Below are 5,646 nucleotides of genomic sequence, written 5' to 3'. Positions count from 1 at the left end.
CGTCAAGGTAGGGGATACTTCAGCTGGTGTTTTGTATCAGGGGGATTTGCGTGGCTGCGCATTGAGGTGATGCGCCAGATCGACAAGCTGTTGCTGGGTGACACCAGATAGATCGGTCTCGCCTGGCATGAAGTGGCGAATGCGTTTGTTGGTGTTCTCGACGGCAAGCGAAGGGACATGCAGAGATCTCCAAAGCGAAGCCATTGCAATAATCGACAGGTTGCGCTTTGATATTTAAATAATCCTATAGTTGCAAAAGTGGCGTAATCTATCTTATGGAACTTCTGCTTGGTTCTGGGTTGTACGTGACCAATGATCCTTTTCGTTGGTCCGGATTGCAAGGCCGGATCCAGAAAGAAGGATGCGGCAGGACAAATCGACATTAGAAAATGGCCTGTCGCCCTTTCAAATCAACCAGTTTTCGACCTGCAAAGCGCGGATACGCATGAACTCGCCCATGTTCGCCGTCACCAGAACTGCTCCGAGGGCAGAGGCGTGGGCGGCGATGAATAAGTCATTTGGACCGATAGGCTTGCCAGCAGCCTCCAGTTCAGCCCGGATGCCACCGTATTCAGCATCGGCGGGCAGATCCAGCGCAAGCACCGGTACGCTGCCAAGGATGGCTTCGATCTGTGCTAGAAGTTTCGGTGATCCCTTCTTGGCGCACCCGTAGCGCAACTCCGACGCCGTGATAATGCTGACGCAAATTGCATCGGGCCCAACCTCGGCGATGCGTCGGGTGATTATGCCCATCGGGTTTCGAGCAAGCTCCGAGACGATATTGGTGTCCAGCATATAAAGCCTGCTCACAGGTCGATTTCCTCCACAGGAAGCAGGGTATCGTCGACATCGGGAAACTGATCTTCAGGACCAAGCGGCTCCAAACCAGCCAGAACTTCCAGGAGGTTCTTCCGGTGCACAGGCTCTATAATGAGCCGATCGCCGTCGCGGTGGATCATCACTCGGTCACCGGGTAGCTCAAAGTCAGCCGGGATTCGTACAGCCTGACTCTTGTTGTTTCTGAAAAGCTTGGCCTCCCGCTGGGGAATTGGCTCTTKATGTCGGGAATTGACCACGTCGGACTCCTATGTATATACACATGCATATACATAGCATCGGCGAAGATTTCAAGTAGGATCGAGGTCTTGTGACCTCCGCTGCTTTTGAAAAGGCTTGGCGCGGTTCGTGGTTGAGATTAGAAATCATCGAGTGAAATGGGATAACATCTCACAGAATCTATCTGAGGCCCGGAAGGTGCTGTGCTAACCACGTAACCCGATCTTTGCCGGAGTTTTATCGGTCAGGCCGTTCGTCCAAGGGTGGAAAGTGCATCCTGCAGTCTAAGCGCCGCCAGTGCCTCGGTTGCCTCATCCGAAGACCATCCCGCTTCCAGCGCCGCAGACAGGACCAGCGATTCCGTTTGAAGCTCAAGCTTCTCATAAAGCGGCTCGATGGCTTCGCGCGCTGTTACCACGTGCTGGTCTGGTGGGGTGATGGGTGTGGCGGCAACCGTAGGCATGAAATGCTCCTCCTATTGAACGCTAAGGTTCGAAACCCGTTCGGGGCATCCTTGTTCCATTCATATCGCCTTTTCGGTCTTCGAGCGGCGATGCGAAAGATGACGACGCCACATATGGCGAAATTTCCTCCATCGCAGGAACGCGCGAATGATGATTGCCGGCGGGATCTTCTTGTGGTCGCCGACAGTCCCCTGCCTGGTGATAGATGCGTTCGGGTCGAGCAGAAACGCGACCAACGTGCTTGCACTCTGCGCCTCTACTTCGAGCTTGTCATCAGATAAATGCAGCCCCTGCTCGCCTTCGGCGAACGTCTGCTTATCGACGACAACGGAACCGCCAAAGACATAGAAATAGAGGTCTCGGCCTTGTTTCTGTGGGAATTCCACCCGTACGCCCGCGTCCAGCCGCATGTCGAAGACGTCGATTGCGCTGCGGACATAGAAGGGGGCGCCCTCTCCTTCCTGCCCGACCAGGTGTCGCCAGACGTTTGCCGCGGCAGCTGGCATCGGCCCGTGCTGGATCTTCGGCTCCAGATCGACCGCATAAGGGCGAACGAGGATCTGCAGCATTCGCAGAGGCGGGTCGGATGCCAGCGTCTCTTCAGAATGCCAAAAGCTTGCTCCGGCATTCATCACCATCAGATGGTCACGGTCGATCACCAACCGGCCAGCGGCTTTGTCGTCGTGACGCATGACGCCTTCGGGCACCCAGGAAATAATTTCGTCGTTCCTGTGCTCGTGCATGGCGATCAGGCGGCCAGGATCGAGGACGGATTCAACGACCATGGCGAGAGGGCCTTGGCCGTGATCGGTCGGCTTGGGCTTCAACCACCCTGGCATGTTGATGTGCGCGACGAAGCCTCCCATATCCCGCACCACGAATGTTCGTTCACCCTTGAGCAGCATCGCATCCTCCATGCTTGCAAGGCAGTGACGACACCGGGCCATTACCGCGCCGTGCGTCGTCAGCAAGAGTCACGGTCGGCGCGTTCGTCCAGGAGTTACAAATCAATCACGATGTCGCCCTCAGGTTTTGAGCAGCAAATCAGCACATTGCCATCCGCCGGAGCATCGACAGGCTCCGGCCGGTAGCCGACATTTCCCTCCACAAGTCCGGTCTCGCAGGTGTGACAGACGCCAGTTCGGCACGACCATCGCACAGGCACATCGCAGGCCTCGGCCAGTTCGAGCAAGCTCTGGAATGTCGGATCCCAGCGCACATTAAGACCAGTGCGGGCAAATGACACCAGCGGCCCCGAGCCTGGGAGCCCGGCCGGCAAATGTGGCGGCCGGCGGGGCGAAACAGCTATGCCGGGGGTCATCGCAGGACCGGCGCCAAACATCTCGGTGTGGATGCAATCCGGCGCGACGCCCAAGACGGCAAGGCCGACGGTCAGATCGCTCATGAAGCTCGACGGTCCGCAGACATAGACGTCACAATCGCGCGGCAGGTTGAGCGACTTGAGCGCTTGCGCATCCAGATGGCCGCGAGCGTCGAAATCTATATCGGGCCGATCCTTGGGGTCGGGAGAGCTGTAGCAAATATGGCTATGATGGTGAGCGAGCGCCTTAAGCAGCCCGCGCGCCTCCTCGGCAAACGGATGTTCGCGGCCATTGCGGGTTCCATATAACCACCAGACTTCCCGCCTCGATGCTTCGGCTGCCAAAACATGAAGCATCGCCAGCACCGGCGTCACTCCGATCCCGGCACTCATCAGAACAACCGGCGTATCGCCCGGCCGCAGACCTCTGCGTCGGGCAGGCCATCGACGGTGAAATTCTCGCCGAACTGCCCGTAGACGAAGTCGTCTCGGCGCAATTGCTCCTGCCAGTAGCGATAGGAATCGATTTGATAGACAAAGACTGCGCGGCGTTCGCCGCCGTGGCCAGCCAGGTCGCCTTGTCCATCGCCGTCAACGTTCAGGCGCCGCACCATACGCGGGCCGTCAACCGGCGTCTTCCAAATGGCCGTGTTGACGATCTTGCCTTGCCAGGCGACGTCGCGCGGCACGCCCACATTGACCGAAAGCAAGTGTACCATGACATTTCTCCCGAATGATGCTCACCGCAATTTCGAGATCGACGGAGGACGGTTACAGCGTCAATCTCAGCTCGAGATAGTGTTCGGTCAACGTCGTCAAGGTGAAGGCTCTGTTGAGGCCGCTCGGATTTGGCAACAGCCAGACGGCGGCGCCGGCAAATTTCTCGGGTTGCCGACCCCATTCAACATCGGCTCGAAGACTGATCGCCGCGTATGCCGCCTTTCCGGCGCGGCGCTGAGATAATCCTGCCTCTTGAGCTCGCTTGCGCTTTTCGTCGGACGTGAAACCGCCGATGTCAGACCACAGCCATATTGCAGCAGCTCGCGCTCTTCATCCGCCCGCAGCAGACGCGGTGTAAATCCAGCCAGATGCAACACGCGCCAAAAACGGTTGCTCGGGTTCGAGAAATTATGCCCGTCGCGAACGGCCGACAGAGCCGGATTCAATCCGCAGAAAACCGCGGAAAGGCCAGGTACGAGGATTTCCGACAATCCGGCTTTCGGCATCGTGGAGGCATCTGGATCATCGAGATCCGCGGACGCGGCATCATCTTGCATTGTAGGACGTCGCTCGAATTTAGTCTGTCAAATACACCAACCATGTGTCGATCGGACGGTGCTAATCATCTTGCTGAAAATGCCGATGAATGGCCTTAGTGGCAATTTGAAAAATATCGGGCGCAATCGATTCTTGACAGGATCTGCAATGACCACCGAAGCACGTAATTCGCATCCCATCTACTTCATCGGAGCTTTTGCCACGGGCGGGCTCCTGACTTTCATGGTGCACCTCAACGGCGAGTTGGCCCGTTATGGCAATCCCCTGTTCTCATCTTGGACCGCACACGGCACGGGCATCATCGCAGCCGTCATTCTGCTCCTGGTGGTCCACCGCCGACGCGCACCGATGGTAGAAAAAGCCCCCAACGCACCTTGGTGGGCCTATCTCGGTGGGATATCCGGCGCGGCAACGGTCATTCTGACCTCGACTGCGGTCAACTCACCGCTCGGGCTCTCCGGCACCTTGGCTTTGGGTTTGGCAGGCCAGGTCGCCTTCAGCGTCGCGGCCGACAGTTGGGGACTGTTCGGTCTGCCAAAGCGACGCCCAGATAGACGAGACATCGTAGCACTCGGCTTGGTCGCCACGGGGGCTGCACTCATTATACTGTTTGGGCGAGGTGCGGCGTGACGGTGTTCATTCTCCTGGCCTGCCTGGGCGGTGTGCTTGTCGGTCTCAGTCGTCAGCTCAATGGGCGGTTGAGCATATCGACCACGCCGCTGATCGCATCCTTCTGGAACCATGCCATAGGCTTTGCTGCCCTCACCTGCCTTGGTCTCCTTGTCGGAGGTCTGCTTCCTGCGGGCGCTGCCGAGGCGCCTTGGTACGCCTATCTGGGTGGTTCCATCGGCGTTATTTTCGTCGCCGCGGGCAGTTGGGTCATTGCTCGAATAGGTGCGGTTAATTCGGCTCTGCTGATCATCGGTGGCCAGATGGTAACAGGGGTGGCGTTTGATTATATCAGCGCCGTTCCAGCGTCATTTTGGGCGAACGCGACCGGAATTGTTCTCATCGTCGGCGGAATGATGGTCAGCCGGCGACGACGCAAATCCGGCGGCTCGCAATAGCCAAGCGCCGCGCTACGATTCCGGTGCCATCGCTGACCGGTCGCAAGCCACGGGGATGGATGGACGGCGGGGAATGGTCCCCGCCGCATTTGCTCTTTCACTCAGCCCTTAGTCGCCGGGCTCACTTGCCCCGGCTCCCTAGTGAAAGGGCTAAATCCAGAGCAGACGGCCGACGTCCGACCGGACAAAGACTATTGCAAGAGCGCTAAGACGAGCAGGCGCGCGCTCGACAAGCGGAAATAGCCGGGAAGCCCGAGCGGACGGGAACTACCGGCTGTGAACCGTTGCGGGCATCACATTGGCGGGGATCGGGCATACATAGGCTTTACCGCTGGTCTTTTCTCGCCACTCGGCCGTCGCGGCTGCCAGGAGGTCGGATGACGACATCAATGCGAGCCCTGTTGTCGCAAGCGTCTTGGCCGCATGCGCCATGGCCTTGTGCGCGGCCGGGCTTTTTCCC

6 protein-coding genes and 4 pseudogenes are annotated in these 5,646 nt (G+C 58.3%); 2 read left to right on the top strand and 8 right to left on the bottom strand.

Annotated elements, in window-relative coordinates:
- Positions 1 to 36: 36 nt before the first annotated feature.
- The 7 genes and pseudogenes from AC1D1Z_RS33255 to AC1D1Z_RS33225 form a co-directional block, all read right to left on the bottom strand.
- Positions 37 to 162 (bottom strand): annotated as a pseudogene (locus tag AC1D1Z_RS33255) (IS30 family transposase); the annotation flags it as partial.
- 243 nt (positions 163 to 405) lie between these two features.
- Positions 406 to 810 (bottom strand): type II toxin-antitoxin system VapC family toxin, encoded by a 405-nt coding sequence (locus AC1D1Z_RS33250; RefSeq protein WP_047617965.1) that lies wholly within the window; start codon positions 808 to 810, stop codon positions 406 to 408.
- Positions 807 to 1,076, bottom strand: coding sequence for an antitoxin (locus tag AC1D1Z_RS33245; RefSeq protein ID WP_477853103.1), 270 nt, complete (start codon positions 1,074 to 1,076; stop codon positions 807 to 809). Before AC1D1Z_RS33245 ends, AC1D1Z_RS33250 begins: the two co-directional genes overlap by 4 nt.
- 224 nt (positions 1,077 to 1,300) lie before the next feature.
- Positions 1,301 to 1,519 (bottom strand): hypothetical protein, encoded by a 219-nt coding sequence (locus AC1D1Z_RS33240; protein ID WP_003547964.1) that lies wholly within the window; start codon positions 1,517 to 1,519, stop codon positions 1,301 to 1,303.
- Between the two features lie 60 nt (positions 1,520 to 1,579).
- Positions 1,580 to 2,425: a pirin family protein gene (locus AC1D1Z_RS33235; protein ID WP_047617970.1), complete on the bottom strand. Its 846-nt coding sequence runs from the start codon at positions 2,423 to 2,425 to the stop codon at positions 1,580 to 1,582.
- 95 nt (positions 2,426 to 2,520) lie between these two features.
- Positions 2,521 to 3,560: pseudogene (locus tag AC1D1Z_RS33230) on the bottom strand (MOSC domain-containing protein).
- Between the two features lie 52 nt (positions 3,561 to 3,612).
- Positions 3,613 to 4,118 (bottom strand): annotated as a pseudogene (locus AC1D1Z_RS33225) (mismatch-specific DNA-glycosylase).
- Between the two features lie 148 nt (positions 4,119 to 4,266).
- Here AC1D1Z_RS33225 and AC1D1Z_RS33220 point away from each other — a divergent pair.
- Positions 4,267 to 4,749, top strand: coding sequence for a DMT family transporter (locus tag AC1D1Z_RS33220; protein ID WP_477853105.1), 483 nt, complete (start codon positions 4,267 to 4,269; stop codon positions 4,747 to 4,749).
- Positions 4,746 to 5,186 carry a DMT family transporter gene (locus tag AC1D1Z_RS33215; protein WP_477853100.1) on the top strand — a complete coding sequence of 147 codons (441 nt, stop codon included), beginning with the start codon at positions 4,746 to 4,748 and terminating at the stop codon, positions 5,184 to 5,186. Before AC1D1Z_RS33220 ends, AC1D1Z_RS33215 begins: the two co-directional genes overlap by 4 nt.
- 267 nt (positions 5,187 to 5,453) lie before the next feature.
- Here the strand turns inward: AC1D1Z_RS33215 and AC1D1Z_RS33210 are convergent.
- A pseudogene (locus AC1D1Z_RS33210) lies at positions 5,454 to 5,646 on the bottom strand (amidohydrolase); the annotation flags it as partial.

This window comes from Rhizobium sp. P1_E1, from assembly GCF_056406015.1.
This window is presented reverse-complemented; position numbering and strand designations above follow the sequence as displayed.